We start from the raw sequence: 26,697 nt of genomic DNA, 5'->3' as shown, positions 1-26,697 counted from the left end.
ACCTTGAATTAATCACGATCGTAAGCATTGTATTAACCTTGTTTTGACGATTGCCGCTGCAAAGTCCGGCCTGGCTAGGTGGTTGCCTAAAGGCGAGGGTTCGGACAGATGCCAGCATCCCGACTGATCATTCTGGGCGTGGCGGTGGCCGCGGCGGGTGGTGCAGGTTATGTTGCCAAGAATATGGTGGCGGTCCCGCCCCAGCAGGTCGTCGTCGATGCCCCGCAGGCGCCGGCCATCGCCTTGCAGGATGTGCTCGTGCTTTCCGGCGACGTGCCGATGGGAAGCCCGCTTGAGAACAATCTCAGCTGGGAGTCCTGGCCGTCCGATGGCATCAATGCGAATTTCATCACCCGTGCCGCCGAACCCGAAGCGCGGGAGAAGCTGAAGGGCTCCGTCGCCCGCATGGCGATGTACACCGGTGAGCCGCTGCGGCGCTCCAAGCTGATCGGCGAGGGGCAGAGCTTCATGTCTTCGATCCTGCCCACCGGCATGCGTGCCGTCGCCACCGCGATCTCGGCCGACACGTCGGCAGGCGGCTTTATCCTGCCTAACGATTTTGTCGACGTCATCATGACCCGCAGATCCGACACCGGCAACGCCGGTAGCGGATTCACCACCGAGACCATCCTCAAGAACATCCGCGTCCTGGCGATCGATCAGACCATCCAGGAGGACGAGGAAGGCAAGAAGACCAGGGTCGGACAGACGGCGACGCTGGAGCTGACGCCGCAGCAGGCCGAGATCATCACCGTCGCCCAGCAGATGGCCGATCGCCTGACGCTGGCGCTGCGCTCGATCACCGACAACAAGGAAAAGGGTACCGATGAAGCCGACTACCTCGTTTCCGGCAATGGGCGGCGCGGAACGGTGCGGTTGATCAAATCGGGCGAAGTTTCCGAAGTAGGGGCAAGGAAATGAGGTTAGTCGCTAGACTGCCGGTCACCATGGCTGCGGCCATCGGCCTGCTTTTTCTCGGAGCCCATGCAAGTGGCCTCGTCGACGCCAAGGCCGCCGCAAAGAGCGTCGGGGTCACGGCCTCGACGGCTACGCAACGTGTCAAGCTTGGCCTCAACAAATCGGTGGTCATCGACCTGCCGAGCGACGCCTACGACATCCTGGTCGCCAACCCCGCGGTCGCCGATGCCGTGACCCGTACGGCAAGGCGGATCTATCTGTTCGGCAAGTCGGTGGGCGAAACCAACATCTTCGTCTTCGGTCCCAATGGCGAGCAGATTGCCAGCCTGGATCTGGCCGTTGAACGCGACGTCGCCGGATTGGAAGACTACCTCAAGCGCTTCCTTCCGAATGCCGAGATCAAGGTCGAGTTGCTGAACGACAACGTCGTCCTGACCGGGACGGTGGACACGCCGCTCGACGCCAAGCGCGCCGTCGACCTGGCAACCATCTTCGTGTCCGGCGGTGAAGCGACAACCGGCCAGTATTCGCAGACTGCGGCCGGCGGTTCCGCCAATGGCGGCGTCGACATCGACAATCCGGATTCCGCACGCCGGGTGTCGAAGATCGTCAACCTGCTGCAGATCATCGGCGACGACCAGGTGACGCTGAAAGTGACCGTGGCCGAAGTCAGCCGCTCGGTGATGAAGCAGCTCGCCGTCAACATGGTTGGCAAAGGCAGCTCCAACGGCATCAGCTTCAATGCGACCAGTGACACCTTCCCCGGCCTAGGCAAGCCGTTGTCGAGTTCGGGGGTCAATTTCGCCACCTCGGCTCTGCAGGGCTACATCACTGCGATGGAGCAGTCCGGCGTCATGAAAACGCTGGCCGAGCCTACTTTGACGGCCGTCTCCGGCGAGAAGGCGACCTTCAGGGTCGGCGGCGAGTACAATATGGTCAGCGCCGTTACAAACGCCAAGTCGGACGCCAATCAGAATGCCGACAGGGTTTGGACGGCTCAGAAAATCGAATACGGCATCGGCCTGGAATTTCAGCCTGTAGTGCTGTCGCCCGGTCGCATCAGCCTGAAGGTCAGGACGTCGGTTTCCGAACCGACCACCGAAGGCGCGGTCTCTTTCGGAGACACCAATATCATATCGCTGCGTAAACGTTTGGCCGACACGACCGTGGAACTGCCTTCGGGTGGATCGATGATGATAGCCGGCCTCGTCCGCGACGACGTCAGGCAGGCCGTAAACGGCTTGCCCGGACTGACCAAAATCCCGGTGCTCGGCACGCTGTTCCGCAGCCGCGATTTCGTCCGCAACGAAAGCGAGCTGGTCATCATCATCACGCCCTATCTGGCGCGGCCGGTGGCGCGCAACGACCTGGCCAAGCCGGACGACAATTTCAACGCCGCCGGCGATGGCCCGGCCATGTTCCTTGGCCGCGTCAACCGCGTCTACGGCACCATGCAGACCGACAAGCCCAACGGCCGCTACCACGGCGTTGTCGGCTTCATCTACAAGTAAGCGGGGAGCGGACATGTCTCAGTCAGCATCGAAGGCCATAGCGGTCGCCACGACAGTGCGGTCCGGTGGTGCGCGGATCAGCCGATCGGCAATGCCGATCCTGGCGATCGCGATCGCGGCCTCGCTCGCCGGTTGTGCCAAGCGCGACAGCATCACGGTCGGGGCGATTCCCGATGATTATCGCACCACGCATCCGATCGTGATTGCCGAGAAGAACCAGAAGCTGGACCTCCCGGTCGGCGCCGGCGATCGCGGCATGACCGGCTCGCAGCGCGACACGCTTCTAGGCTTCCTTGACGGCTACGACAGGAGCGCTGCCCCGGCGCTGACGATCGCAATCCCGATCGGCTCGGCCAATGAGGTGGCGGCGACTGCCGCGGCGCGCGATTTCGCCAGGCTGGCGGTTGCCGGCGGCATCAAGCGAAACCGGATCGTGGTGACCTCCTACCAGTCGGTTTCCCCGGAAGCCTCGGCGCCTATCCGCGTTTCCTATATTTCGGTGAGAGCCCAGACCGACAAATGCGGGCGCTGGCCCGAAGACATCCTCGCAACCTCCGAAAACAAGCACTACGCCGATTACGGCTGCTCCTCTCAAAACAACCTCGCTGCGCAACTCGCCAATCCGGCCGATCTGCTCGGGCCAAGAAAGTCGTCCGATATCGACGCCGAGAACCGCGGCGCGGTGATCGACGTCTATCGCGGCAGAGGTATTTCGGACGAGTTCCTCGGCAGTTCGGAAGTGACGTATTAGGAGCGCCGGTCCCGCGTAGAGACCGGAAAGAGAAGTCACGGAAAAGAGCATGACGATGAGCAATCTTGCCTACGACACGCCCGGAGACGGCGGCGACAGCTCGCAATCGGACGTTGCAGCGATGCAGGCGCTGCGGCCGGTGCCGCGTATTTCTATTCAGGCATTTTGCGAGACGGAAGGTGTCGCGCATCCGGTGGAGCGGGCCGGCGAGGATCGCCGCATGGCCAAGGCGCATCTGAAAGTGCATATGGGCGGCATCGCCACGGCGATCGAATTCTACCAGTCGGCGCCGACGCCGAACCTGATCCTGCTGGAATCGCGCAGCGAACCGAAGCAGTTGCTGGAGCAGCTTGCCCAGCTTTCCGAATATTGCGATCCCTCCTCGAAAGTCGTGGTGATCGGCCACTACAACGATGTCGGTCTTTACCGCGAACTCATCCGCTTCGGTATTTCCGAATATGTCATCGCGCCGGTGTCGATGGCCGATATCGTCTCCGTGGTTTCATCGATCTTCGTCGATCCGGAAGCCGAGCCGATCGGCCGCTCGATCGCCTTCATCGGCGCCAAGGGCGGCGTCGGCTCCTCGACCATCGCCCACAATGTAGCGTGGGCGATGTCATCGCTGTTCAAGTCGGAAGTGGTCGTCGCCGATCTCGACCTGGCTTTCGGGACGGCCAACATAAATTTCGACCAGGACCCTGCGCAAGGCATCGCCGAAGCCGTGTTTTCGCCCGAACGAGTCGACGAGGTCTATCTCGACCGGCTGCTTGCCCAGTGCGCCGAACATCTGTCGCTGCTCGCCGCGCCCTCCACCCTCGAACGTGTCTATGATTTCGATCCCGATGCCTTCACGCAACTCATCGACACCGCGCAGCGCAGCGTGCCGCTGCTGGTGCTCGACATTCCCCATGTCTGGACCGGCTGGACCAAGAACACGCTGATCAAGGCAGACGAGATCGTCATTACGGCGACGCCGGAACTGGCCAATCTGCGCAACACCAAGAACCTGGTCGATATGTTGANAGACGAGATCGTCATTACGGCGACGCCGGAACTGGCCAATCTGCGCAACACCAAGAACCTGGTCGATATGTTGACGAGGCTTCGCCCGAACGATCCGCCGCCGAAACTGATCATCAACCAGGCCGGCGTACCGAAGCGACCCGAGATATCCGCTTCCGACTTCGCCGAACCGCTCAGCCTCACGCCGATGTCGGTCATCGCCTTCGACCCGTTGTTGTTTGGAAATGCCGCCAACAACGGCCGCATGCTGGGCGAGATGGATGCCAGGAGCCCGGTCGTCGGCATGATCAACGAAATCGCGCATGTCCTGACCGGTCGCAGCGAAATCAAGGCCAGGAAGAAGGCAGGCCTGGGCGGCCTGCTCGGCAAGCTCTCGCGTAACAAGAAATGACGCTCCCCTCCAAATCAAGAAGTAGAGCATGATGTCGTCCGAAAACCGCTTCGGCATCATGTTCTGGACGGAATTGGTAGTCGATCATGTTTGGTAAAAGAGGCTCCGACGACGGCGGCCGGTTCACCCCGGAGTTCCGTCAGCCAGCACCGGCGCCAGCGGCGCCGGCCACTGCAACGCCTGCGGACATGGCGGTACTTGCCCGGCCCGCGGCAGCGCCGCCTGGAGCGCCGGGAACCCCGCCAACTCGCCGTGCCGTTGAGGCGCCATCGATGGCGCCGGAGCCGCCAAAAAAGATCCAGCGCGAAAAAAGTGAAACCTACTACGACACCAAGAGCCAGGTCTTCTCCGCGCTCATCGACACCATTGACCTGTCGCAACTCGCCAAGCTCGATCCCGAGAGCGCGCGCGAGGAAATCCGCGACATCGTCAACGACATCATCGCCATCAAAAATTTCGCAATGTCGATCGCCGAGCAGGAAGAGTTGCTCGAGGACATCTGCAACGATGTGCTGGGCTACGGCCCGCTGGAGCCGCTGCTCGCCCGCGACGATATCGCCGACATCATGGTCAACGGCTCCAAGAACGTCTACATCGAAGTCAATGGCAAGGTCGAACAGACCGGCATCCGCTTCCGCGACAATCAGCAGCTGCTCAACATCTGCCAGCGCATCGTCAGCCAGGTTGGCCGCCGCGTCGACGAATCGAGTCCGATCTGCGACGCCCGCCTACCCGACGGCTCCCGCGTCAACGTCATCGCCCCGCCGCTCTCCATCGACGGCACCGCGCTCACCATCCGCAAGTTCAAGAAGGACAAGCTGACGCTCGATCAGCTGGTCAAGTTCGGCGCCATCTCGCCGCAGGGCGCCGAGATCCTCAAGATCATCGGCCGCGTCCGCTGCAACATCGTCATCTCCGGCGGTACCGGCTCCGGCAAGACGACGCTGCTCAACTGCCTGACCAACTATATCGACCGCGAGGAACGCGTCATCACCTGCGAGGACTCGGCCGAACTGCAACTGCAGCAGCCGCACGTGGTGCGTCTCGAAACCCGCCCGCCCAATCTCGAGGGCGAAGGCGAGGTGACCATGCGCGACCTGGTCAAGAACTGCCTGCGCATGCGGCCCGAACGCATTATCGTCGGCGAAGTGCGCGGACCGGAGGTTTTCGACCTGCTGCAGGCGATGAACACCGGCCATGACGGGTCGATGGGAACGATCCACTCCAACAGCCCGCGCGAATGCCTGAACCGTATCGAATCGATGATCGCCATGGGCGGCTATTCGCTGCCGCAGAAGACCGTGCGTGAAATCGTCGTCGGCTCCATCGATGTCATCATCCAGGCAGCACGCCTTCGCGACGGCTCGCGCCGCATCACCCACATCACCGAGGTGATCGGCATGGAAGGCGACGTCATCATCACGCAGGATATCGTGCTCTACAACATCAAGGGCGAGGACTCGAATGGAAGGCTGCTTGGCGAGCACGTGTCGACCGGCATCGGCCGTCCGCACTTCTGGGATCGCGCCCGCTACTATGGCGAGGAACAGCGCCTCGCCAATGCGCTGGAATCGATGGAGAAACGCGCTGACTGACGCATATCGAGGTTGGAAGCAATTCCAGAAAAAGTGTGAAGCGGTTTTCCCGGGAAAAGCGCGTAGTGCTTTCCCTTGGGAATTGCGTCAAAACAAAGCGATAGCGCATATCGCCGTTTCCTTGAAACGGCGATATGCGCTGGGGACCGAGGTCGATGTTCGGAATTGACACCACCGTACTGGCGTTCATCGTGCTCGCCGGCTTCAGCGCCGGTGCGGTCGCCTATGCCTTCCTGTTCACCAAGATGAGCAACGAGAAGCAGGCCGGCAAGCGGCTCGAGACGATCAAGGCCGCCGAGACCGATCGTTCGGTCGTCAAGGCTTCGCGCGACCGTGTCGCGGAGGCGGTCAAGCGGCGTAAATCTGTCCAGGACACGCTGAAACAGCTCGACGAAAAGCAGAAAACCAACGAACTCGCCGTCAAGAAGCCGCCGTTAAAGGCCCAGATTCGTCAGGCCGGCATGCAGGTCTCGATCGAGCGTTTCTATATCTACTCCGTCATTTGCGGCATCGCGCTGACGGTGCTTGCCTATCTCGCCGGCGCGCCGCTTCTGGTCCTGCCGGGCGCGCTGCTGGCGGGGGCGCTCGGCCTGCCGCGCTGGTTCGTCTCGTTTCGCCGCGCGCGCCGGGTCAAGGCGTTCCTCAACGAATTTCCCAACGCCCTCGACATCATCGTGCGCGCCGTCAAATCCGGCCTGCCGCTCAACGACGCCATTCGCCTGATCGCCAGTGAATCGCCGGAGCCGGTCAAGACCGAGTTCCGCCGGATCGTCGATTCACAGCAGATTGGCATGTCCATCCCCGATGCCACCTTGCGCATGGCTGAAACCATGCCGTGCAGCGAGGCAAGCTTCTTCGGCATCGTTATCCAGATCCAGTCACAGGCCGGCGGTAATCTCTCCGAGGCGCTTGGCAACCTGTCGCGCGTGCTTCGCGATCGCAAGAAGATGAAGGCCAAGGTCCAGGCGCTTTCCATGGAAGCCAAGGCGTCGGCCGTCATCATCGGCGCGCTGCCTTTTGTCGTCGCCCTTCTCGTCTATCTGTCGAGCCCGAACTACATCATGCCGCTGTTCACCACCAGCACCGGCAATCTGATCCTCGGCTGTTCCGGCGTCTGGATGTCGATCGGCATTCTGGTGATGCGCAAGATGATGAACTTTGAAGTTTAGGCCGACCGTGGAAAGCTCGAACGAAAAGACTGAACACGAATGACCGACCAAGTCGTAAAATCGCTGACCGATCCTGCCTTCCTGATCGCGTTGCTGGTCGGCATTGCGGTGTTCGCGACCGTCTTCACGGTGCTGCCGGCCCTTGGTGGCAATCAGCTCAAGACGCGCATGAGATCGGTGGCGCTGGAGCGTGACGAATTGCGCGCCAAGCAGCGCGCGCGGCTTGCCAATGAAGCCGATCGTCGCCGCAAGGGGCTGCGCGAAGAGCAGTCGATCGGCATGCGCAACATCGTCGACAGGCTGGACCTGCGGCGTGCGTTGGCCGATGAAGGCACGTTGCAGAAGCTCAAGGTGGCGGGCTTTCGTGGCCAGAACCCGCTGACGCGCTTCCTGTTCTTCCGCCTGATCCTGCCTTTTGTCGGTTTCGCGCTGGCAGCGATCTATCTGTTCGTGCTCGGCGGACTGCCGGACCGGCCGGCCTTCGTGAAACTGTTCGTCTGCATCCTTGTCGCCTACGCGGGTTTCTACGCGCCGATCCTTTACGTCAACAATCGTGCCGCCAAGCGCAAGCAGTCGATCCAGGCGGCGTGGCCGGATGCGCTGGACCTGATGCTGATCTGCGTCGAATCGGGCATGTCGGTCGAGGCTGCCTTGCGCAAGGTCTCCGAGGAGATCGGTTCGCAGTCGGTCGCGCTGGCGGAGGAATTCGTGCTGACCAACGCCGAACTCTCTTATCTGCAGGAGCGCAGGCAGGCTTATGAAAACCTCTCGGCTCGTACCGGCCTGGAATCGGTGAAGTCAGTGTCCCAGGCGCTGGTCCAGGCCGAACGCTACGGCACCCCCGTGGCGCACGCATTGCGCGTGCTGGCCTCGGAAAGCCGCGACATGCGCATGAATGCCGCCGAGAAGAAGGCCGCCGCCCTGCCGCCGAAGCTTACCGTGCCGATGATCCTGTTCTTCCTGCCGGTTTTGTTCGCCATCATTCTGGGCCCAGCCGGCATTCAGGTCAGTCAGCGCGGCATCTTCGGCGACCAGCACAATTCCTCAAGCCAGTAGGCCTCGGTTGCAGCCATACAAAAGAGCCGCACTGCCAATGCAGTGCGGCTCTTGGCTTTCAGCGTTGATGCGTGGACGGATTTGCGCTGTGCGGAGCCGGCGCCCATGCGGCGCTCAGTTGGTCGCCGGCTTTGCCTTGTCCTGATCCTTGAGTTGGCTCCAGGCGTTCTGCTGGGCAAGCATCTGGCGAAGATAGGCTACATTGGCTTGCGCCTGTTCGGGCGAAAGCTCCTGCGAGGCGATCTTCTCGGCCTCGTCGAAGCGGCCCTGCAGTCCCACGACCAGCGCAAGGTTCTGGCGCACCCGGCTGTCGGCATTCGGTTGCTGGGCTGCCGAGCGCATATAGGTCTCGGCGGTGCGCAGATCGCCTTCCAGCACATAGGACATGCCGAGATTGGAAAGGATCGAGGGTTCGTTCGGCTTGAGGTCCAGCGCCTTGCGGTAGTTCTGGCGCGCTTCATCCTTCTGGCCAAGCTGGTCGAGAATGGCGGCCTCGGCCGACATCAGCCGCCAGTCCGGATATTCCGGTGTCTGCGCCCGGCGCACGGCGTCGAGCGCCGGCTCGAACTGGCCGTTGGCGGCCAGCGCCTTGCCGTAGGCGGCAAGCACGTCGCGGTCCTTGGGGTAGGCGATCGCCAGCTTGCGCATCACGGCAAGCGACTGGTCGGCATCGCCGTCCATCTGGAGCGCCGCCGCAAAATTTGTCGCCAGCCGCTTGTCGTTGGGGTTCTTTGCGTAGGATACGCCGAGCCGCCCGGTCGCCCCGTGCAACTCGCTGGCCGACATGGTTTCCAGCGGTTTGCCGCTGGTGCGCCCGATCGAGCCGGTCGTGAGCTTGCTGGTTCCGCACCCCGCAGCACCGGCCGCCAACGCCATCAGCAGCGCTGTGGTCACCAGCCGTTTACCCGTGACGTTCATCCTGCGGTTGGTGGGCATCGGCACGGGGCTCTCCATTCCTGCGCGTGGCCATTCACGTGGCCATCTTCATCCCCGCAGAAATATTCTGTTAACCCTAACGGACAGTTAAAAAGCGAGCCGTCGGATCGGTGAACGGCCCGCCGGAAGCCACTGGCCTGGCACGTCCCATGCCCGGCTCTGTGCATAGATGTTGAAATCATTCGACGTCCCTGTCACTTGACTGAGGACGATCTGCAAGCCTCCCGGAGACCATCGAATGCCTGTCGAACTCATCGAGACACTAAGCACTGCCTTGCCGGTCCATCTGGTCGCGAGGGATGGACTGGAGGCTTTGGCGCTTTCGCCTTCCACGATCGCATGGGCGGCCGCCAACGGCTTTTCCGGCGAAGCCGGCAGGACGCTGGCCCTGCCCGGCGACAACGGTTCCCTTGCCGGCGCCTTGTTCGGCGTCGGTGATGGCGAGGGGGCGCTGGCCGTCGGCATGCTGGCGAGAGCCTTGCCGGAAGGCGACTGGCATTTTGCCGCCGCTCCAGCCGAGCCGGAACTCGCGGCCATAGCCTTGGTGCTCGGCGGTTACATCTTCACTCGCTACGGCAAGAAATCAGGCAAGACGCTGCGTTTTGCGCTGCCGCTCGGCGTAGATGCAGGACGTGTCCGGCGCATCGCCGACGGCGTCTTCCTGGCGCGCGACCTCGTCAACACGCCGACCAGCGACATGGGACCGGACGAGTTGGAGAAGGCCGTGCGGACCCTGGCGGCCACTCACGAGGCCGAGGTATCGGTGATCAAGGGCGATGATCTCCTGAAGCAGAATTTCCCGATGATCCATGCGGTCGGCCGGGCCTCGGTCGGAGCGCCGCGCCTGATCGACATGGTTTGGGGACCGGAAGGCGCGCCGAAGGTGACGCTGGTCGGCAAGGGTGTCTGTTTCGACACTGGCGGCCTCGACATCAAGCCGTCCTCGGGCATGCTCTTGATGAAGAAGGATATGGGCGGCGCCGCCAATGTGCTGGGCCTGGCCTCGATGATCATGGCTGCCGGGCTGAAGGTGCGGCTGCGCGTCCTGATCCCGGCGGTCGAGAATTCGATTGCCGGCAACGCTTTCCGGCCTGGAGATGTACTGACCAGCCGCAAGGGCATTACCGTCGAGATCGGCAACACCGACGCCGAAGGGCGGTTGGTGCTGGCCGACGCGCTGGCGCTGGCCGATGACGAGGAGCCGGAACTGCTGATCGACATGGCGACGCTGACCGGGGCAGCGCGTGTCGCGCTCGGGCCCGATCTGCCGCCTTTCTACACTGGCGACGAAGCGCTGGCGTCCGAACTGGCTGCGGCCTCCATGGCCGTCGAGGATCCGTTGTGGCGCATGCCGTTGTGGCGGCCCTATGACGCCAGGCTGGCGTCGAAGATCGCCGACATCAACAACGTCACCACCGACGGCTTCGCCGGTTCGGTCACCGCGGCGCTTTTCCTCAAGCGCTTTGTCGAACGGACAACGGGCTGGGCGCACTTCGACATCTTCGCCTGGAACCCGTCCGATCGCCCCTACGGACCCGCCGGCGGCGAGGCGCAAGGCATCCGTGCACTGGAGCGGGTCATTTCGAGGCGCTATGCCTGACGCCCTGAGACGGCCACCAAAACTGAAACGGAACCGAAACAATTTGCCGTCATGCTCGGGCGATGTCGATTTCGATGCGTCCGAGCCAGGCGATGCGGCTGTGGCAGCAGGTGATGCTGTCGCAGGTGCGCGCCGGCGCGCCAGATCTCACCATGCGCCAGACGGCGATCCTGTTCACCATCTATCTCGACCCGCCGCCGCACACGGTGCGCGGTCTAGCCGCCCGCCTCAATGTTACCAAGCCGGTTATCACCCGCGCCCTCGACACGATGGGTGCGCTGAAACTGGTGTCACGCCATCGCGACGAGCTCGACAAGCGCAATGTGCTGATCCGGCGCACGGTCGAAGGCGCGCTCTTTGTCGAGCGCTTCGGGGATGGTATCGTTGCCAGGGCTCATGAACTGCCCATCTGATCAATCCATGAATTAGAACGAGTACCGATTTGACTGCCAGGGATGCCCGCCTCCACGCCTTCCGTTCCGACCTCGCCGATGCAAGGCTGAAAGGGGAGGTTTCGGCCGATCGCTTCGTCACCGGCCGTCGGGCTCGGATCACGGCCTCCGTGGCTGACGTGCGCAAGGCACCGCGCCCGGATGCCGGCGTCAACACGCAGGTACTGTTCGGCGACGATGTGCTTGTCTTCGAGGAAGCCGAGGGATGGGCCTGGGTCCAGGCCGAACGTGACGGCTATGTCGGCTACGTCGGCGCCACCATGCTGGGCGCACCCGAGCATGCGCCAACCCACATCGTCACGGCGCCGCGCACTTTTCTCTATCCAGGCCCGGATCTGCGCTTTCCGATCAGCGGGCAATTGTCGATGGGCTCGACGGTGACGGTGAGGGGCGCTGCCGAAACGCGCGGCACGCACTATGCGCTGTTGCCTTCCGGCGAGGCGCTGATCGCCGGCCATGTGCGCCCGGTCAGCGATATCGCCGCCGACTATGTCTCGGTCGCCGAGATGTTTATCGGCACGCCCTATCTCTGGGGCGGCACCTCCGGCTTCGGCATCGACTGTTCTGGCCTCGTGCAACTGGCCATGCGCATGGCCGGCCGCAATGTGCTTCGAGATTCCGACATGCAGGCGGCAGGCCTGGGCGAGCCGCTCGATCCGGGATCCGATTATGCCGGGCTAAAACGCGGTGACCTCGTGTTCTGGAAGGGGCATGTCGCCGTTATGGCCGACGCCGAGACCATGATCCACGCCAACGGCCACACCATGCTGGTCTCGCGCGAAGGGCTGAAGGATGCGGTTGATCGGATTGGGTATCTCTATGGCGGGCCGACTGGGTTTCGGCGGCCTTAGCGCCTCTTCCTTCGCCCCGTTCACGGGGAGAAGGTGCCCGAAGGGCGGATGAGGGGCGGCGCCAGCGATTGAAAGCTCGCGCTGTCCCTCACGTGCCTGCCGGCATCCTCTCCCCGTACGGGGTGAGGGCAACTCACCCGATCACCTTTTGTTCCGATTTTCCTTGGCGATCGCGCGCCGTCGCGCTACCTCTTTCGCGTGACCGAGCAGCCGCGCCTTGCCAAACAAAATGCCGCCGTCCTTCTGCCCGAGCCATTCATCAGATGGTTTGGCGAAAAAGGCTGGTCGCCGCGCGCTCACCAGATCGAGCTGCTGGCGAAGGCTCAAGCCGGGCAATCGGTGCTCTTGATCGCACCGACCGGCGCCGGCAAGACACTGGCCGGCTTCTTGCCATCGTTGACCGAACTGGCCAACCGCCCCAGACGCAAAGCCGGTATGGCACGGCGCGGCATCCATACGCTCTACATCTCGCCGCTGAAGGCGCTGGCCGTCGACATCGAGCGCAACCTCGGCAAGCCGGTGGAGGAGATCGGCCTGCCCGTCACCATCGAGACGCGCACCGGCGACACGCCTTCCCACAAGCGGCAGCGCCAGAAGCTGGCGCCGCCCGATATCCTGCTCACCACGCCCGAGCAATTGGCGCTGCTGATTGCGGCCGGCGATGCCGGGCGCTTCTTCGAGGATCTGCGCTATGTCGTGCTCGACGAGTTGCATTCGCTGGTGACATCGAAACGCGGCCATCTGCTGGCGCTCGGGCTGGCGCGGCTGCGCAGCATCGTGCCCGGCCTGCAGACGATCGGTCTGTCGGCAACGGTGGCCGAGCCCGACGAGTTGCGGCGCTGGCTGGTGAGCCAGAATCCGCCCAAAGGCCTGGCAAGTCCCGATATGTCTGAGCTCATCGTCGTAACCGGCGGCGCGAAGCCCGAAATCTCGATCCTCGATTCGGAAGAGCGCGTGCCATGGGCCGGCCATTCGGCGCGCTATGCGACGCCGGAAATCTACCGCGAGATCAAGCGCCACAAGACCACCCTGCTGTTCGTCAACACCCGCAGCCAGGCCGAGCTGCTGTTTCAGGAATTGTGGCGGGTCAACGAGGATACCTTGCCGATCGCGCTGCATCACGGCTCGCTCGATGTCACCCAGCGCCGCCGCGTCGAGAAGGCGATGGGAGACAATGCCTTACGTGCCATCGTTGCCACCTCGACGCTCGATCTCGGCATCGATTGGGGCGACGTCGATCTGGTCGTGCATGTCGGGGCGCCCAAGGGCGCCAGCCGGCTGGCGCAGCGCATCGGCCGTGCCAACCACCGCATGGACGAGCCGTCGAAGGCGATCCTCATCCCGGCCAATCGTTTCGAGGTGCTGGAGTGCCGGGCAGCGCTGGACGCCAACTATCTGGGCGCCCAGGATACGCCGCCGCTGGTCAATGGCGGGCTCGATGTGCTGGCCCAGCATGTGCTGGGCTGCGCCTGCGGAGCGCCGTTTCGCGCCGACGATCTCTACGAGGAAGTGCTGACAGCAGCGCCCTATGCCAGCCTCGACCGGCCGACATTCGACCGCGTCATCGATTTCGTCGCCACCGGCGGCTACGCACTGAAGAACTACGAGCGCTACGCCCGCATCCGCCTCAACAAGGACGGCATGTGGCGGGTCTCCAATCCCCGCGTCGCGCAGCAATATCGGCTGAACGTCGGCACCATCATCGAGGTGCCGGCGCTCAATGTGCGTTACGTCAAGGCCGGCAGCAAAGGCTCGGCTTCGCACGGCGGCCGGGCTCTGGGCAAGATCGAGGAGGCCTTCCTCGAAACGCTGACGCATGGCGACACCTTCATGTTTGCCGGCAAAGTGCTGCGCTTCGAAGGCATCCGCGAGAACGAATGCTTCGTCTCGAATGCGCCGGGAAGCGACGCCAAGGTTCCTTATTATGGCGGCGGCAAATTTCCGCTTTCGACTTACCTCGCCGAGCAGGTGCGCGCCATGCTGGACGACCCGCAGCGCTGGAAGAAGCTGCCCGAGCAGGTATCGGACTGGCTGCGGTTCCAGGCCGACAAATCGGAATTGCCCAAACGCGACGACCTCTTGATCGAGACCTTTCCGCGCGGCAACCGTCACTATCTCGTCGCTTATCCTTTCGAGGGCAGGCTGGCGCACCAGACGCTCGGCATGCTGCTCACCCGCCGGCTGGACAGGGCCGGCGCCAGGCCGCTTGGCTTCGTCGCCACCGACTACGCATTGGCCATCTGGTCGCTGGGCGATATGGGCGCGATGTTCAAATCGCGGAAACCTTCGCTTGGCGCTCTGTTCGACCAGGACATGCTGGGCGACGACCTCGAGGCTTGGCTGGCCGACAGTTGGCTGCTCAAGCGCACCTTCCGCAACTGCGCGCTGATTTCAGGCCTGATCGAGAAACGTCACCCCGGCCAGGAGAAAAGCGGCCGCCAGGTCACCGTCTCGACCGATCTGATCTATGACGTGCTGCGCAGCCATGAGCCCGACCACATCCTGCTGCAGGCGACGCGCGCCGACGCGGCGACCGGTCTGCTCGATGTCAGCAGACTTGCCGACATGCTCTCGCGTATCCAGGGTCGAATCGTGCATAAGGCACTCGAACAGATATCGCCGCTGGCCGTGCCGATCATGCTCGAAATCGGCAAGATGCCGGTGAACGGCGAGGCCGACGAAACGCTGCTGATGGATGCCGCGACTTTGGTCGAGGAAGCCATGGGTCCTGGGATGGTTGAGGAATGAATTTTTCGCTGGCGCGGGCATCGCTGATCGCCGAGGCCGACTTTGTCGGCATCGCGGGCGAGCGCGCGGTCTGTGATTCGCGCGGCGTGCTCTATTTCCCCGATCTGAGGCTGCTCGCGGTCTCCGACCTGCATCTGGAAAAGGGCTCGTCCTTCGCCAGGCGCGGCGCACTGATCCCGCCCTACGATACCGGCGCCACTCTGCTCCGGCTGCAGGCGGTAATCGCGGACTATCAGCCGGCCATCGTCATCAGCCTGGGCGACTCCTTCCACGACGGCGGCGGCGCCGAGCGCATGCATCAAACCTTCCGCGATCGGCTGGAAGCATTGATGGCCGGCCGCGACTGGTTCTGGGTCGCCGGCAACCATGACCCGGAAGCGCCGGCGGATTTGCCCGGCGAGACGGTGCGCGAACTCGCCATCGGCTCGCTGCTGTTCCGCCACGAGCCGTCGAAGATAAGAACCGAGGGCGAAGTTGCCGGCCATCTTCACCCTTGCGCCCGCATCGTCCAGCAGGGCCGCTCGGTGCGGCGGCGCTGCTTTGCCGGCGATGGCGGCCGCATGATCATGCCGGCCTTCGGCGCTTATACCGGCTCGCTCAACGTGCTCGACCGCGCCTATGCCGGCCTGTTCCGCCGCGAGACGTTGATGGCCTATATGATGGGCGCCGCGCGCATCTTCGCCATTTCCGGTTCGATGCTGCGGCCGGGCTGAGTTTCTACGGTATAAGCACGGTTGCGCCTGTCGTCTGCCGTGCCTCGAGCCGGCGATGCGCCTCCGCCACTTCGGCAAGCGGCATGCTTGTGTGCACCGGGATTTTCACTGCGCCGCTGAGGACGACGCTGAACAGATCCTCGCTCATGGCGACGACGTCCTCACGCCTGGCGAGATGATGGAACAGCAACTGCCAGGTGGCGAACAGCGAACCCTTTTGCATCAAAAGCATGATGTCGAATGGCGGGATCGACCCCGACGCTGTGCCGTAGCTGACGAAGGTGCCGAACGGCCGCAGGCAGTCGAGTGAGGCGGGGAAGGTCGCGTTGCCGACGCCGTCATAGACGACGTGGCAGCCTTCGCCGTTGGTGACCTCTTTCACCCGTGCGGCGAAATTCTCTTTGCTGTAGTCGATGACATGGTCGCAGCCATTGGCGCGCGCAAGTTCGGCCTTTTCGGGTGAACCGACCGTGCCGATGACGGTCGCGCCGAGATGTTTGGCCCATTGCGTCAGGATGAGGCCGACGCCGCCCGCCGCGGCATGCACCAGGATGGTATGGCCCGCCTCGACGCGAAACGTGCGGCGCAGCAGATATTGCGCCGTCAGCCCTTTCAGCATCATCGCCGCACCTGTCTCGAAATCGATGGCGTCGGGCAGATGCACGACGAAATGCGCGGGCACGATGCGTTCTTCGGCATAGGCGCCGAGCGTCTCGACATAGGCGACTCGGTCGCCAGGCGCGAAGCCGCTGACGCCTTCACCGACGGCGACGATTTCGCCGGCGCCTTCATTGCCGGGAATGAATGGCAGAGCGGGCGGCGCGTATTCGCCGGTGCGAAAATAGATGTCGACGAAGTTGAGGCCGACCGCCCGGTTGCGCACGCGCACGTCGCCCGGTCCGGGCTGGCCGATGTCGACATCTTCGTAGGCGAGCATATCTGGCCCGCCATGGCGGTGAACACGGATCGCTTTCATGGTTTTCTTCCCTGCGCTGTTTCTCTTGAGTGTGAGATAGCGCGTGGCGAGATATCATTGTAGACTGATACCTATGACATCAGAGTTCAAATAAAATGATATCTGAGCAGATCGGCCTCGACCTTCTCCGCACCTATGTCGCGGTCTGCCGGCAAGGTAGCCTGAGCAGGGTCGCCGCGCAGACCGGCAAGACCCAATCGGCGATGAGCATGCAGATGCGCCGGCTGGAGGGCCTGCTCCAACGGCACTTGTTCCAGCGCACCGGCCGCGGTGTCGTACCGACTGCGGCGGGAGAGCTCTTTCTGGGATACGCGACCCGCATCCTCGCTCTCGGCGACGAAGCGGTGGCGCGTCTGCAGCAGGCTAGCATTGGCGGCGGCGTGCGTATTGGTCTTGCCGAAGAGGTCACCACGGCCGCGCTTTCGGCCGCGCTTGGGCGGCTGCATCGCACCTATCCCGACATCAGCCTCGACGCGATGGTCGAGCACAGCGTCGCGCTGGGACGGCTGTGGAGCGAGGATGCGCTGGATGTCATGATTGCCCCGACATCCGTCGTCGCGGCCGATGCCGTGACGACATGGAACGTCGAACTGCAGTGGGTCTGCGCCCAGGACTATGTGCTGGACCATGACCGGCCACTCGATCTCGCCGCCTTCGGCGCAACCTGCCCTTGGCGCAGGCGGATGATCGAGGCGCTGGTCGCCGCCGGCCGGGAGCACCGGATCGTCCTGTCGTGCCAGAGCGTCACCGGCCTTCAGGCCGCGATCGAGAACGGACTGGGCGTTGGACTGCTTCCGCCCGAATCCGTGCGCACTGCTTCGATGCGGGTGCTGAAGACGTCAGCCGGCCTGCCCGAGCCGCTCACGGTCCAATACGGCCTTTACGCGCACGACCGCAGGACAGCTGTAATCGATGCCGCGATCGAAATCCTGCTTAAGGATTTGCCGGCGGCGCCACGAGCACGGGCCGCCTGACGGCGGGACGCTCTACCGGCCGTAATAGAGGGTGACGGTGTGCTTGGCCTCGGCGAAGAACAGCCAGCGCTCGACCAGCATGCCGGCGAACTGGACGGTTGCCGCAAGCACCGACAGCACCGCTGCGAATGGCCAGGGCAAAGCGAATAAGACAGAAAGCAGCAGCAGGGCAGGCAAGGCGAAAGCCAGCAACTGCGTGATCAGCCGCAGCTTTGCACCGTGCTTGCGGGCGATGCGAAAGCCCATTTCCTTGAGCAGGTAGTTCTCCTCGGTGTGCGGCCATTCCAGCGAGCGCACCGTCCCTCCGGCGAGGCCTGTCGCCGTGTTGGCGGTGGTCGCGATCTCCAGCGCGTCATTGTATCGCCACGTCGCCAGCTTCCAGCCCCAGCCGAGCAAGGTCAGCAGCAGGGCGGCTACCGCAACGGCGGTCGGGCTGATGGCGAAAGCCTGCAGCAGCGCGTTCAACAGCACGCTGCCGGTCATCGCCGAAAAGATGAGATAGCCCGGCAGCGTATACGGGCTATGCCACTGCGCGATCGGCTTCAGCGAGGCATAGATCATGCCGGTGGTGCAGACGGTGACGATTGCGCCGATAGTTGCGAGAAACCCGGCGATGGCCATCCAGCCTCCGGTGCGGCCAAAAAACACCCAGCCGATGCCGAAGAGCCCGGCGGGAATGAAGGTCGCGACCGAGGCCACGCCTTCGCGCGACAGCCAGGAACTGCGCCATTGCGAGAAGGCGCGCCATGCACGTTCGGGGCGGCCGAGATGGCCGGTCGAGGACAATAGGCCGGCGGCGATCAGGCCGAGCGACAGCCCCATGCCGATAAGGCCGAGCCAGAAATGGGCCGGGATAAAACCCAGTCCGCCAAGCACGCCAAGCAGCGCCAGCAGGCCATAGCCCGCTCCTGTGGCAGTTGTGAAGAAGACGACGGAAAAGGCTGGATGCATTGGTCAGTTCGAAAGCATGCGGTCGATCCAGCCGAGAAAACCGCCTTCGGCCGTGACTGGCTCGAGCCTTGGCGCCGGCACCCATGCGGCGCGCTGGGCGCGCGGCGGCAGATATTTGTTGGTCGGTTTGTAGCCCATCTCCGGCATCAGGTCGACGCCGCCACGCTCCGCCACCAGTTGCGAGACAGCCGACGAGGGATCGCCGAGATCGCCGAAATGCCGGGCGCTGGTCGGGCAGGCGGCAACGCAGGCCGGCACGCGGTCTTCCTCGGCCAGATTGTCATTGTAGATGCGATCGACGCAAAGCGTGCATTTCTTCATCACGCCGACATCGGTGTCGAATTCGCGCGCGCCATAGGGGCACGCCCAGCTGCACAGTTTGCAGCCGATGCATTTGCTTTCGTCGATCAGCACGATGCCGTCCGACGCCCGCTTGTAGGACGCGCCGGTCGGGCAGACAGTGACGCAGGCAGGCGTCTCGCAATGCAGGCAGGAGCGCGGAAAGTTGACCGTGCGCCCGCCCGCCTCGGTCGTGTGCTCGTAGCTGTGCACGCGGTTGAACCAGACGCCGTCGACATGGCCGCCATAGGGGTCGATGTCGGTCAGTGGCGCCATGTGGCCGCCGGTGTTCCACTCCTTGCAGGCGGTGACGCAGGCCTGGCAGCCGACGCAGGTGTCGAGGTCGATGACCAGGCCAAGCTTCTTGTCTGTATGGGCGGGAAGGCAGGTCATTCCACGGCTTCCCTATGGACGCGGAACTCGGCGCCGAAGCGAAGGATGTCGGGCGAAGGCTCGACATTTGGCGGCTGGCTGAAACGCTCGAATTGCGGTTCGGTGAAGCCGGCTTCCTCATCAGAGCATTTGACAATGCGTACCCTGAGGTCGAACCACGCCGCCTGGCCGGTCACCGGATCGGAATTCGAATAGTGTTTGCCTTTCGCGTCAGCCGATGTCTGGTCGCCGATAATGTGGTTGAGCAGGAAGCCGCGATTGCTCTCGGCAGCGTTGTCCTTCAGACCCCAGGCGCCGCGCCTTTTGCCGATGGCGTTCCAGGTCCAGACCGTATCAGCATTGACCCCGTCGACCAGCTTGATCTGTCCCTTCACCCGGCCGTTGATGCTTTCGATCCACACCCAGTCGTCGTCGGCCAGGTCGAGAACTGCCGCGGTCTGGTGGTGCACGAACAGGCGGTTCTCGCTGGTGATTTGCCGCAGCCACGCATTCTGCGAGCCCCAGGAATGATACATGTGCATAGGCCGCTGCGTCAGCGCATGCAGCGGGTATTTCTGCGGATCGACCGCGGCCTCTTCGAACGGGGTAAACCAGAACGGCAGCGGATCCATATAGGTCTCGATGCGCTGGCGTTCGCTCTCGGGCGGCTGGACGCGACCATGACCGCGCGCGGCGAGGCGAAAGCGCTGCATCGGTTCGCAATAGAGCTGGAACACGATCGGCTCGGCCTTGGGGATGAACCCCATCTGCTCTGCGAAGTCGAGATAGGAGCGGTTGGCCATCTTGTAATAGCGCTGGTCCTCAGCAAAATCCTGGTGCCAGAAGCCGCCATTGCCGATGTAGCGCTGCAACTGGTCGGGATTGACTTCGCCCTTGCCGACGGAAGTGCCGTCCTTGCCGCGCCAGCCGGCCAGCGGGCCGATGCCCGGCGTGCGTTCGTGATTGACGATGTAGTCGGCATAGTCGGCATATCTGGCCGAACCATCGTCCTCGACGAAGCCGGGCAGGCCAAGCCGGGCGCCAAGTTCGATCAGCACCGACTGGAACGGCCGCACGTCGCGGTCGGGTTCGACAACGGGATGGCGGATGGCATCGCCTGGTCCGTCGGCATGGCTGATCGGCCGGTCGAGCAGGCTGATGCAGTCGTGACGTTCGAGATAGGTGGTGTCGGGCAGCACCAGGTCGGCGAACGGCACCGTCTCGGAATAATAGGCATCGGAATAGATGATGAAGGGGATCTTGTAGTTACCCGCTTCGTCATGGTCGGTGAGCATGGCAATGGTCTCGACGGTGTTCATCGAGGAATTCCACGCCATGTTCGACATGTACATCATCAGCGTGTCGATTGGGTACGGGTCACCGGCCCACGCATTGCGGATGACCGTATGCATCAGCCCATGCGCGGCGAGCGGCGCATCCCAGGAATAAGCCTTGTCGATGCGCAAAGGCGTGCCGGCCTCGTCGACCAGGAGATCGTCCGGCCCGCAGACGAAGCCGAGCGGCATGCCGTCGAGCGGCGTCATCGGCCTGACCACCTTGCCGGCCGGCTTCGGTCCCGGGGGCGCCGAGCGCGGGTAGGGGGGCTTGAAACGGAAGCCGCCGGGCACGTCCACCGTGCCGAGCAGCACCTGCAGCAGGTGGATGGCACGGCAGGAGTGAAAGCCGTTGGAGTGGGCCGAGATGCCGCGCATGGCATGCATCGACACCGGCCGTCCCTTGATCGTCTCGTGCCGCCGTCCGGCCCAGTCGGTCCACTCAACCGGCAGTTCGATCGTCTGTTCGAAGGCGACGTGGGCGAGTTCGGCAGCGATCCGGCGGATGGTGTCGGCCGGAATGCCGCATCGTGCCGCGACCGCATCGGGTGCGTAGCTGTCGTCCATGTAGCGGTCGGCGATAAGCCGAAACACCGGCACGCAGCGGCGGCCGGCGAACGTGAAGCTGCCGGTCAACGCCGGCTTCGCATCCGCATCGGCTGCGTTGACGGATGTCTTCGCCACTCTGTCCCACGCGAGAAGATTGTTGTCGCTGTCGCGCAGGAACAGCCCGTCGTCCGCCGCACCCGGCTCCTGGATGACCAGCACATGGGCGTTGGTGTAGCGGAGCAGATAATCGAGATCGACGCGGCCCGCCTTGAGCAGTTCGTGGATGAGGGCGAAGACGAAGAGGCCGTCGGTGCCGGGCCGGATCCCGATCCAGTCGTCGGCAATCGCGTTGTAGCCCGTGCGGCACGGGTTGATCGACACCACCTTGGCGCCGCGCGCCTTGAGTTTACCCAAGCCGATCTTGATCGGGTTGGAATCATGGTCCTCGGCGACGCCGAACAGCATGAAGTATTTCGTATTGTCCCAGTCCGGCTCGCCGAACTCCCAGAACGAGCCGCCGATCGTGTAGAGCCCGCCGGCCGCCATGTTGACCGAGCAGAAGCCGCCATGGGCGGCGAAGTTCGGCGTGCCGAACTGGCTCGCCCACCAGCCGGTCAGCGACTGCGACTGGTCGCGCCCGGTGAAGAAGGCGAGCTTTTTCGGATCGGTTCGGCGGATATTCGATAGCCGCTCGGTCGCAATCGAAAACGCTTCCTCCCACTCGATCTCGCGGAATTCACCCGAGCCCCGCAGGCCGCTGCGCAACAGCGGCTTCTTCAGCCGCGCCGGGCTGTAATGCTGCATGATGCCGGAGCTGCCCTTGCCGCAGATCACGCCGCGATTGACCGGATGGTCCTTGTTGCCGTTGATGTAGCGGACCTTGCCGTTCTTGATATGGACGTCGATGCCGCACCGGCAGGCGCACATGTAGCAGGTGGTCTTGGCGATGCTGTCGGAGACATCGGGCGAGGTGTCGACGCCGTCGCCTTCGTCCGGCGCGCGTGTGTCGGCAAGCGGCCGTTGCGACGGTGCGGAATTGGCCCCGCGCGGCGCAGCTGGGTTCATGATACCGGGCTGCTTTTGCTACCTGCGAATTTGGCCCGCGTCTTCGGTCCGGGGCCACGCATATAGTGTTCTTCAGGATGATAGCGGTCGCCGGCCAGCCGCCGCCTGAGGCCACGGGTCCAATGCGCAAACAGGGATCTGAACCGCCCGATCATTTTGTTGGCTGCGATTTGTTGGCGAATTTTTTCTAACTTCGGCAGAAAAAGTAGAATAAAGCTATCGATCCGTCTAATCAGTTGTTCTTGTAAATTCGATCGGAATTGGTTCTTAATGCACACATGACGCTGGACCAGTTGCGCATTTTCGTTGCCGTTGCCGAACGCGGCCATATGACCAAGGCGGCGGAGCTTTTGGGCATCTCCCAGTCGGCGGCGTCGGCCGCCATCCGCGCGCTCGAAGAGCAGCATGGCGTTCATCTGTTCAACCGCGTCGGCCGCAACATCGAGCTTGCCCAGACGGGGCACCGTTTCCTGCCCGAGGCCAAGGCGGTGCTGGAACGCGCCGCCGCCGCCCGAAATGTGCTGGAGCATGTCTCGCAGACGGTCGCCGGCAGCCTGTCGATCGCCGCCAGCCTGACCATCGCCAGCTACTGGCTGCCGCGCAGGCTGGCCTCTTTCCATGAAGCCTACCCGGCGGTGCGCTTAAGCGTCAGCATCGGCAACACCAGGCAGGTCGAGGCCAATGTGCTCGACGGCACCGCCGATCTCGGTCTGGTCGAGGGGCGCACCGAGTCAGACATCCTCCGCCGCACCCAGGTCGACGTCGACAGGTTGATGCTGGTCGTCGCCGCCTCGCATCCCGAAATCGCCGAGATCGCGCCGGGCCGCCCGGATATCAGAGGGCTGCGCTGGATCATCCGTGAGGGTGGTTCGGGCACGCGCGAGGTGCTGGAGGACCTGGCCCGCCGCGAGGGGATATCGCTTGGCGACCTGCAGATATTTCTGGTGCTGCCGAGCAACGAGGCGGTTCGCCAGGCGGTCGAGGCCGGCGCCGGCGCCACCATCATCTCGGACCTCGTCGTCGGACGCGCAGTCGCCGAGGGCAGTCTCCGGTCGGTGCCGCTCGAACTGCCGAAGCGCGACTTCGCCATGATCACCCATCGTGACCGCCAGGCAAGCCTGGCCCAGATGGCGCTCAAGGCGCATCTCGGCGCTGAGGGCGGGAACCGCATCGTGAGCTCTAGCTAAACTTCCGCTGTGCATCCAGCGCCAGGCCAAGGCCGACCGAACCGAACATGTCGCCCTCGATAACGGCGGCTTGCGGCACCAGCGACAGGATTTCGCGCCGTGCCAGCGGGATGGCGGTCGAGCCGCCGGTGAGGAACACGGCGGTGATGTCGGACGCTTTCACGCCAGCATCGGCAATCGTCTGCCGCACCGTCGCGGACACCCGCTCGATGTCGGCGGCAATCGTCTCTTCCAGGCCGTCTCGCGTGATCTCGGCGGCGAAATGCGCGCCGGGCAGCGCCACCGTTACATCGGCCGAAGCCTGATCCGCCAGCGCGATCTTGGCTCGTTCGACGAGGCCGGCCAGCGCATGGCCGTAACGGTGCTCGACAATATGGATGAAGCGGTCGACAAGGTCGGCGCGGACGGCCTCGAAGCGGGTTTGCCTCAGATGCGTCATCGCCTTGGCAGTATAGACGAGGTTGATGCGCTGCCACGTCGCGAGATCAATGAAATAGCTCGCCGGCAGGTTGCGCTTGCCGTCTTTTGTGGGCGTCAGGTAGCCGAGCTTGGGCATGACATGGGCAATGCTGAGCAGCCGGTCGAAATCGGTGCCGCCGATATGGATGCCGCGGTTGGCCAGGATATCGTCCTTGCGGTCGCGTGAGCGGGCGCGTTGCGGCGAAACGCGCACGATCGAGAAGTCGGACGTGCCGCCGCCCATGTCGACGATCAACGCCAGTTCCTCGCGCTTCACGTCCTGCTCATAGTCGAGTGCTGCCGCAATCGGTTCGAACTGGAAGGCGATGTGCTTGAAGCCTTGCGCGCGCGCCGCTTTTTCAAGCTCGCTTTGCGCCTTGGCATCGGCTTCCACATCGTCGTCGACAAATTGCACCGGCCGGCCGAGCACAACGTTCTCCACCGGAGCGCCGGCATCTTCCTCAAGCCGCTTCTTCAAATGGCCGACGAACATGCCGACAATGTCGATGAAACCGATCTGCCGGGCCTTGATCCGCGTCTTCTCATGCGCCAGCGAACTGCCGAGCACGCTCTTCAGCGACCGCATCAGCCGGCCTTCGATGGCATCGGTGTAGTCGGCAATGGCGCGGCGGCCGAAATAGGTGTGACCGTCCTCGAAGTTGAAGAAAACCGCGCTTGGCAATGTCGGCTGTTCACCTTCCAGCGCCACCAGCCGTGCCTGGCCGTTGCGGATCACGCCCACCGTAGAATTGGACGTGCCGAAATCGATGCCGCCAAATGCCTGGTGCATTGCAGCCTCCTGTCATTGGGTCGTCGCTGTGGCAGGCGTCCGCAAGACGCGCGCCGTCCAGAGGCCTGACCGCTCTGCCGAATGATTGTGCGTGTTACCCGAGGGTTGGGAGGCGGCGGTCTATCGCAAGACTGAGAAAAGGGGAACCCCTTTTCCCCGGAAATGGGTCCTGCGCGTCAATCCCTGCGGAAAATCAGCCTGCCCAGCCAGCCGGTGATCATGGCCAGCGACACGGAGAAGACGCCGTAGAGGAAGGAGTAATCATGCGCGACGCGGAAGATCGACTGTTCGAAACCCGATTTGCGGATTTCGAGCTGGGCCGAGCTTTCCTTGAGGAACAGGCCGCTCTTGAACAGGAACGCGCGGGCTTTATGCGTTCCAACCGGGACGTTGGGCGCCAGCCGCACCGTGGCGCGAAACAGGTTCTGCGACAGGAACTGCACGCCGCCGACATTCTCGCTATAGAGGCCGATCGCCGCCTTGCGCTCGCGCAGCGCCACGGTGAATTCCTCGATCGTCGCCGGACTGTCGGTTACGTCGGCCGGCTGCATGTAAAGGTTGGAGGCGCCGAGCGACAGCTGCTTGTAGCTGTTGGGTTCGGTGATGTCCTGCAGCGGCCGTGTCGTGGCGACGGAGTAGGAGACCGGCACGTTCTCGAAGGTCTCGGATTCCAGGTTGACCCAGACGCCGAGCACCCGGTCCTTGCGGCGCACCACAACCGGCCGCGGCGGCCCTTCGAGCACGACGATGACGTCATAGCGCCCCTGCCGCGCGACCAGCGGGTCGGGGTTTTCCAGCGAACCGAAAATGGTCAGGTCGGCGCCGGAAAAGCCGGCGGTGATCGACACCGCGTCGGTGGAGAGACCGATCTGGATGCCTTCCGGCAAGGGGTTCGGCGATTGCGCTGCCGCCGGCAGAGCGAGGGCGAAAAGCAAAACGGCGGCCGAAAAAATCCCCCACCGCAGCATCAGTTCAGGCCCGCGGCGGTCAGCGAATAGAGGTTTGGCGGCGTGACGAAGAGATCGATGGCAAGCCGGATCGCGACCGCCAGCACCAGCAGCGCCAGCAGTGCCCTGAGCTGTTCGCCGCGCAGCTTCTGTCCTGCCTTGGCGCCATATTGCGCGCCGGCAACGCCGCCCGCCATCAGCAGGAAGGCAAGCATGACGTCGACCGTCTGGTTGGTGGTGGCGTGGACAAGCGTGGTGTAGGCCGAGGTGAAAATGATCTGGAACAGCGAGGTGCCGATGACGACGTTGGTCGGCACCTTCAAGAGATAGATCAGCGCCGGCACCATGATGAAGCCGCCGCCGACACCCATGATCGACGACAGGAAGCCGATGCCGGCGCCGAGCCCCAGCACCGGAATGACGCTGACGAACAGCTTCGAGGCCCTGAAGCGCATCTTCAGCGGCAGCCGGTGGATCCAGTTGTGCTGGCCGGATTTCTTCAAGACCGGCGCCGCACCGCTGCGCGTCGCGCGCAGCGCATTGACGCTCTCGACCAGCATCAGCCCGCCGACGGTGCCAAGCAGCACGACGTAAAGCAGTGAGATAAACAAATCGAGCTGGCCGAGCCGACGCAGGAAGGCAAAGACGAAGATACCGCCGGTCGAGCCGACGATGCCGCCGGCCAGCAGCACCCCGCCGAGCTTGAAGTCGAGCGTGCCGCGCTTCATGTGCGACAGCGCGCCGGAGAAAGAGGAGGCGATAACCTGGTTGGCGCCGGTAGCAACGGCGATTGCCGGCGGGATGTTGTAGAAGATCAAGAGCGGCGTGATCAGAAAGCCGCCACCGACCCCGAACATGCCCGACAGGAAACCCACCGCCGCGCCCATTGCCAGCAGCACGAAGACGTTGACGGAAATTTCCGCGATCGGGAGATAGATGCCCACCCGTCAGTCTCGATCAGTTTGCCTGTCGGCGATTGCAGCCATTCCAGGGCATTGTCGCACCGAAAAGCCAATTCTTTCTTGCACCGCCGGGGCAGT

Annotated in this window: 23 protein-coding genes; 14 read left to right on the top strand and 9 right to left on the bottom strand. The window is 63.5% G+C overall.

The annotated features are described in order from the left end of the window. Positions 1–108: 108 nt before the first annotated feature. The 7 genes from cpaB (at position 109) to X771_RS147540 (ending at position 8,414) form a co-directional block, all read left to right on the top strand. Positions 109–921 (top strand): Flp pilus assembly protein CpaB, encoded by an 813-nt coding sequence (cpaB, locus tag X771_RS147510; RefSeq protein ID WP_023688721.1) that lies wholly within the window; start codon positions 109–111, stop codon positions 919–921. Beyond that, entirely contained in the window at positions 918–2,429 is a 1,512-nt protein-coding gene (locus tag X771_RS147515; protein ID WP_023688720.1) for a type II and III secretion system protein family protein, read from the top strand. Before cpaB ends, X771_RS147515 begins: the two co-directional genes overlap by 4 nt. Before the next feature lie 13 nt (positions 2,430–2,442). Further along, positions 2,443–3,180 (top strand): CpaD family pilus assembly protein, encoded by a 738-nt coding sequence (locus tag X771_RS147520; protein WP_023688719.1) that lies wholly within the window; start codon positions 2,443–2,445, stop codon positions 3,178–3,180. A 55-nt stretch (positions 3,181–3,235) separates the two neighbouring features. Beyond that, a complete protein-coding gene (locus X771_RS147525; protein WP_023688718.1) occupies positions 3,236–4,594 on the top strand; it encodes a CpaE family protein in 1,359 nt (452 codons plus the stop codon). Positions 4,595–4,680: 86 nt separating this feature from the next. Further along, complete coding sequence (locus tag X771_RS147530) at positions 4,681–6,189, top strand: CpaF family protein (RefSeq protein ID WP_023688717.1); 1,509 nt, start codon at positions 4,681–4,683, stop codon at positions 6,187–6,189. A gap of 155 nt (positions 6,190–6,344) precedes the next feature. Next, on the top strand, positions 6,345–7,358 hold the full coding sequence (locus tag X771_RS147535; protein ID WP_023669592.1) for a type II secretion system F family protein: 1,014 nt from the start codon (positions 6,345–6,347) through the stop codon (positions 7,356–7,358). Between the two features lie 39 nt (positions 7,359–7,397). Beyond that, the gene (locus X771_RS147540) at positions 7,398–8,414 is read left to right on the top strand and encodes a type II secretion system F family protein (RefSeq protein ID WP_023688716.1); all 1,017 of its coding nucleotides are present in this window, start codon (positions 7,398–7,400) and stop codon (positions 8,412–8,414) included. 114 nt (positions 8,415–8,528) lie between these two features. Here X771_RS147540 and X771_RS147545 read toward each other — a convergent pair whose 3' ends face one another. Then, complete coding sequence (locus tag X771_RS147545; protein WP_023688715.1) at positions 8,529–9,350, bottom strand: tetratricopeptide repeat protein; 822 nt, start codon at positions 9,348–9,350, stop codon at positions 8,529–8,531. Between the two features lie 238 nt (positions 9,351–9,588). On the opposite strand from X771_RS147545, the gene X771_RS147550 reads away from it, so the two are divergent. The 3 genes from X771_RS147550 (at position 9,589) to X771_RS147560 (ending at position 12,253) form a co-directional block, all read left to right on the top strand. Further along, positions 9,589–10,950, top strand: coding sequence for a leucyl aminopeptidase family protein (locus tag X771_RS147550; RefSeq protein WP_023688714.1), 1,362 nt, complete (start codon positions 9,589–9,591; stop codon positions 10,948–10,950). 62 nt (positions 10,951–11,012) lie between these two features. Beyond that, positions 11,013–11,363, top strand: a complete 351-nt coding sequence (locus X771_RS147555) for a MarR family winged helix-turn-helix transcriptional regulator (protein ID WP_023669596.1) — start codon at positions 11,013–11,015, stop codon at positions 11,361–11,363. A gap of 29 nt (positions 11,364–11,392) precedes the next feature. Further along, entirely contained in the window at positions 11,393–12,253 is an 861-nt protein-coding gene (locus X771_RS147560) for an NlpC/P60 family protein (protein ID WP_023688713.1), read from the top strand. 141 nt (positions 12,254–12,394) lie between these two features. Here X771_RS147560 and X771_RS1000000169240 read toward each other — a convergent pair whose 3' ends face one another. Beyond that, a complete protein-coding gene (locus X771_RS1000000169240) occupies positions 12,395–12,589 on the bottom strand; it encodes a hypothetical protein (RefSeq protein ID WP_245260071.1) in 195 nt (64 codons plus the stop codon). Here X771_RS1000000169240 and X771_RS147565 point away from each other — a divergent pair. Both X771_RS147565 and pdeM read left to right on the top strand, forming a co-directional pair. Next, entirely contained in the window at positions 12,497–15,001 is a 2,505-nt protein-coding gene (locus X771_RS147565; protein ID WP_245262675.1) for a ligase-associated DNA damage response DEXH box helicase, read from the top strand. The genes X771_RS1000000169240 and X771_RS147565 overlap by 93 nt on opposite strands. After that, positions 14,998–15,714, top strand: a complete 717-nt coding sequence (pdeM, locus tag X771_RS147570; RefSeq protein WP_023688711.1) for a ligase-associated DNA damage response endonuclease PdeM — start codon at positions 14,998–15,000, stop codon at positions 15,712–15,714. Before X771_RS147565 ends, pdeM begins: the two co-directional genes overlap by 4 nt. A 4-nt stretch (positions 15,715–15,718) precedes the next feature. Here the strand turns inward: pdeM and X771_RS147575 are convergent, their stop codons facing one another. Continuing rightward, positions 15,719–16,690, bottom strand: a complete 972-nt coding sequence (locus tag X771_RS147575) for a quinone oxidoreductase (RefSeq protein WP_023688710.1) — start codon at positions 16,688–16,690, stop codon at positions 15,719–15,721. Positions 16,691–16,785: 95 nt separating this feature from the next. On the opposite strand from X771_RS147575, the gene X771_RS147580 reads away from it, so the two are divergent. Then, positions 16,786–17,664: a LysR substrate-binding domain-containing protein gene (locus tag X771_RS147580; protein ID WP_023688709.1), complete on the top strand. Its 879-nt coding sequence runs from the start codon at positions 16,786–16,788 to the stop codon at positions 17,662–17,664. Positions 17,665–17,676: 12 nt separating this feature from the next. On the opposite strand, the gene X771_RS147585 is transcribed toward X771_RS147580, so the two are convergent. The 3 genes from X771_RS147585 to X771_RS147595 are packed head-to-tail and all read right to left on the bottom strand — an operon-like array spanning position 17,677 to position 22,274. Next, complete coding sequence (locus X771_RS147585; protein ID WP_023688708.1) at positions 17,677–18,615, bottom strand: DmsC/YnfH family molybdoenzyme membrane anchor subunit; 939 nt, start codon at positions 18,613–18,615, stop codon at positions 17,677–17,679. 3 nt (positions 18,616–18,618) lie between these two features. Further along, on the bottom strand, positions 18,619–19,347 hold the full coding sequence (locus tag X771_RS147590; RefSeq protein WP_023688707.1) for a 4Fe-4S dicluster domain-containing protein: 729 nt from the start codon (positions 19,345–19,347) through the stop codon (positions 18,619–18,621). Next, entirely contained in the window at positions 19,344–22,274 is a 2,931-nt protein-coding gene (locus tag X771_RS147595; RefSeq protein WP_023688706.1) for a molybdopterin oxidoreductase family protein, read from the bottom strand. Before X771_RS147595 ends, X771_RS147590 begins: the two co-directional genes overlap by 4 nt. 278 nt (positions 22,275–22,552) lie before the next feature. On the opposite strand from X771_RS147595, the gene X771_RS147600 reads away from it, so the two are divergent. After that, positions 22,553–23,461 (top strand): LysR family transcriptional regulator, encoded by a 909-nt coding sequence (locus X771_RS147600; RefSeq protein ID WP_023688705.1) that lies wholly within the window; start codon positions 22,553–22,555, stop codon positions 23,459–23,461. Here the strand turns inward: X771_RS147600 and X771_RS147605 are convergent. From X771_RS147605 to X771_RS147615, 3 genes are all read right to left on the bottom strand, one after another. Beyond that, positions 23,454–24,710 (bottom strand): Hsp70 family protein, encoded by a 1,257-nt coding sequence (locus tag X771_RS147605; RefSeq protein WP_023688704.1) that lies wholly within the window; start codon positions 24,708–24,710, stop codon positions 23,454–23,456. The two genes, X771_RS147600 and X771_RS147605, sit on opposite strands and share 8 nt — an antisense overlap. 176 nt (positions 24,711–24,886) lie before the next feature. Beyond that, the gene (locus X771_RS147610) at positions 24,887–25,678 is read right to left on the bottom strand and encodes a TIGR02186 family protein (protein ID WP_023688703.1); all 792 of its coding nucleotides are present in this window, start codon (positions 25,676–25,678) and stop codon (positions 24,887–24,889) included. Next, the gene (locus tag X771_RS147615; protein WP_023669608.1) at positions 25,678–26,601 is read right to left on the bottom strand and encodes a sulfite exporter TauE/SafE family protein; all 924 of its coding nucleotides are present in this window, start codon (positions 26,599–26,601) and stop codon (positions 25,678–25,680) included. The genes X771_RS147610 and X771_RS147615 overlap by 1 nt, the downstream gene beginning before the upstream one ends. Positions 26,602–26,697: the final 96 nt, after the last annotated feature.

It is taken from the genome of Mesorhizobium sp. LSJC269B00 (genome assembly GCF_000502815.1).
Classification (GTDB): domain Bacteria; phylum Pseudomonadota; class Alphaproteobacteria; order Rhizobiales; family Rhizobiaceae; genus Mesorhizobium.
The sequence above is the reverse complement of the archived record's forward strand: the minus strand, read 5'-3'. Positions and strand labels throughout refer to the sequence as shown.

Bases quoted from the DNA above. Each gene is read 5' to 3' on its own strand.
- cpaB (WP_023688721.1), top strand. From the start codon at position 109: ATGCCAGCATCCCGACTGATCATTCTGGGCGTGGCGGTGGCCGCGGCG.
- X771_RS147515 (WP_023688720.1), top strand. From the start codon at position 918: ATGAGGTTAGTCGCTAGACTGCCGGTCACCATGGCTGCGGCCATCGGC.
- X771_RS147520 (WP_023688719.1), top strand. From the start codon at position 2,443: ATGTCTCAGTCAGCATCGAAGGCCATAGCGGTCGCCACGACAGTGCGG.
- X771_RS147530 (WP_023688717.1), top strand. From the start codon at position 4,681: ATGTTTGGTAAAAGAGGCTCCGACGACGGCGGCCGGTTCACCCCGGAG.
- X771_RS147535 (WP_023669592.1), top strand. From the start codon at position 6,345: ATGTTCGGAATTGACACCACCGTACTGGCGTTCATCGTGCTCGCCGGC.
- X771_RS147540 (WP_023688716.1), top strand. From the start codon at position 7,398: ATGACCGACCAAGTCGTAAAATCGCTGACCGATCCTGCCTTCCTGATC.
- X771_RS147545 (WP_023688715.1), bottom strand. From the start codon at position 9,350: ATGCCCACCAACCGCAGGATGAACGTCACGGGTAAACGGCTGGTGACC.
- X771_RS147550 (WP_023688714.1), top strand. From the start codon at position 9,589: ATGCCTGTCGAACTCATCGAGACACTAAGCACTGCCTTGCCGGTCCAT.
- X771_RS147555 (WP_023669596.1), top strand. From the start codon at position 11,013: ATGTCGATTTCGATGCGTCCGAGCCAGGCGATGCGGCTGTGGCAGCAG.
- pdeM (WP_023688711.1), top strand. From the start codon at position 14,998: ATGAATTTTTCGCTGGCGCGGGCATCGCTGATCGCCGAGGCCGACTTT.
- X771_RS147575 (WP_023688710.1), bottom strand. From the start codon at position 16,690: ATGAAAGCGATCCGTGTTCACCGCCATGGCGGGCCAGATATGCTCGCC.
- X771_RS147580 (WP_023688709.1), top strand. From the start codon at position 16,786: ATGATATCTGAGCAGATCGGCCTCGACCTTCTCCGCACCTATGTCGCG.
- X771_RS147585 (WP_023688708.1), bottom strand. From the start codon at position 18,615: ATGCATCCAGCCTTTTCCGTCGTCTTCTTCACAACTGCCACAGGAGCG.
- X771_RS147590 (WP_023688707.1), bottom strand. From the start codon at position 19,347: ATGACCTGCCTTCCCGCCCATACAGACAAGAAGCTTGGCCTGGTCATC.
- X771_RS147595 (WP_023688706.1), bottom strand. From the start codon at position 22,274: ATGAACCCAGCTGCGCCGCGCGGGGCCAATTCCGCACCGTCGCAACGG.
- X771_RS147600 (WP_023688705.1), top strand. From the start codon at position 22,553: ATGACGCTGGACCAGTTGCGCATTTTCGTTGCCGTTGCCGAACGCGGC.
- X771_RS147605 (WP_023688704.1), bottom strand. From the start codon at position 24,710: ATGCACCAGGCATTTGGCGGCATCGATTTCGGCACGTCCAATTCTACG.
- X771_RS147610 (WP_023688703.1), bottom strand. From the start codon at position 25,678: ATGCTGCGGTGGGGGATTTTTTCGGCCGCCGTTTTGCTTTTCGCCCTC.